The sequence below is a fragment of the Psychrobacter sp. TB20-MNA-CIBAN-0197 genome (assembly GCF_040309765.1).
Classification (GTDB): domain Bacteria; phylum Pseudomonadota; class Gammaproteobacteria; order Pseudomonadales; family Moraxellaceae; genus Psychrobacter; species Psychrobacter submarinus.
In genome coordinates this window covers 1-268 of record NZ_JBEOPC010000685.1, presented here as the reverse complement: position 1 = coordinate 268, position 268 = coordinate 1, and the positions used below count along the sequence as shown (strand labels likewise).

Below are 268 nucleotides of genomic sequence, written 5' to 3'. Positions count from 1 at the left end.
CCCTCCTCCAGCACCATCAGGCTTTTTTCCAACAGGATGATATCCGCCGCTTCCTTGGCGATGTCCACCGCGCTGTCGACGGAAATGCCGATGTCGGCGCTGCGCAGCGCCGGCGCGTCGTTGATGCCGTCGCCCATGAACCCGACCACATGGCCGTTGCCCTTGAGAATGCCGACGATGCGCTCTTTGTGCGATGGCGTCAGTCTGGCGAAGACGTTGGTCGTCTCAACCGCCACGGCCAGTTCGGCATCGCTCATGCGCTCAATGT

At 61.9% G+C, this 268-nt stretch carries 1 protein-coding gene; it reads right to left on the bottom strand.

Features of this window, described 5'->3' with window-relative positions; translation table 11 throughout:
• On the bottom strand, positions 1 to 268 hold a 268-nt coding region (locus tag AAEY83_RS15530; RefSeq protein ID WP_351060361.1), incomplete at both ends, for an HAD-IC family P-type ATPase.